This is a genomic window from Halomonas sp., assembly GCF_041689495.1.
Classification (GTDB): domain Bacteria; phylum Pseudomonadota; class Gammaproteobacteria; order Pseudomonadales; family Halomonadaceae; genus Halomonas.
In genome coordinates, this window is record NZ_JBDNGD010000373.1 from 1 (window position 1) to 1,177 (window position 1,177).

The 1,177-nt window shown below is 60.7% G+C and carries 1 protein-coding gene; it reads right to left on the reverse strand.

What is annotated here, in order from left to right; translation table 11 throughout:
• Positions 1–746 (reverse strand): SIMPL domain-containing protein (locus ACESMD_RS11660; protein ID WP_372613318.1); only part of this gene is annotated, 746 nt, incomplete at its 3' end.
• Positions 747–1,177: the final 431 nt, after the last annotated feature.

A 1,177-nucleotide genomic window follows, 5' to 3' on the forward strand; every position in this document is an offset into this window, starting at 1 on the left:
GAGGTTTCGCCGGCGCGGTACTCGGCCTTCTGGTCTGCTTGTGCGTCGGCGGATTCCGCCATGCTGGCGCGTGCCATCGCATACGACTGGGGCGGTTGGGGGAGGCTCACCTGTCCGCGGGACACCTCCAGGACACGGCCGATCTCCACGCCCAGGCCAGACGCCATCACTTCGGCCTCCAGGCGAGCGTTGTCGATGGCCTCGGCCAGTGCCTCGCGACGGGCAGCGTCCATGTCCTGAACGCCATAACTGACGCCGCTCAGGTAATTCACCCCTTGCTCAGTCAGAGTGTTCAGCACCTCAGGGACCTGCTCAAGGTCTAGGAGGGTGACTTCGATCGGGCGCTCGACCCGGGTGGCTATCATGCTCTGATGCTGACCGTTTTCGAGCCGCTTGTAGGTCTGCGTCTGCCCGATGGTGAGGCTGCCGGCCTTGATGTGACGAGACTCGATGTTGATCTCCTCCAGCGTAAGGATCACATTGCGCACTCGCTCCTCGAGCGCCTGGCGAGCCTTGAGCATGTCGTCCGGCTTGAGCTCTTCGGGGTTCTCGACGTTCACGAAGGCGGTCTGCTCCCACAACTGGGCGGTAAGAGTCGCCTTGTCGGGGGCCACGTCGACCTCCCCGGTGCCGCTCACATGGATGCGGCCTGGCTCAGGGGTGTCGGTAGCCATGGCTGGTGCGGACAATGCAGCCACGAGCGCAATGCACAGGGGCCAGCGGGTGGCCTTGATAGTCGATGCCATGATCTCTCCTTGTCATAGTCATGTGGATAGCCCTGGGTTTTCGGGTATGTTCGACGTCGAGGCATCCCCAAGTTGGCGTGCGATTTGCTGGTCCACGATCTGGCGCACGGGCAGGTTTGAACAAGAATGCGCCATCAGACAGACCTAGTATAGGGTTGAACACGACTCGGCTCAGCACTGACCGAGATTGCTTCCCTGGTCGCTTGAACGGATCGACCTCCCTTCCGTTGCCCAAAGCGCGCTGCATGAAGCTTTCCATGGCGCCAGGGACCACAGGACTACATTCACGGCCTGGCGCTTGGGGCAGCACAGAAGTGTCACAATCCATCCTTCTTTCAGGCAACGAAAAAGAGGCAGGTCAGTAAGCTACTGGCCTGCCTCTTTAAATCTTGGTAGCGGGGACCGGATTTGAACCGATGACCTTCGGGTTA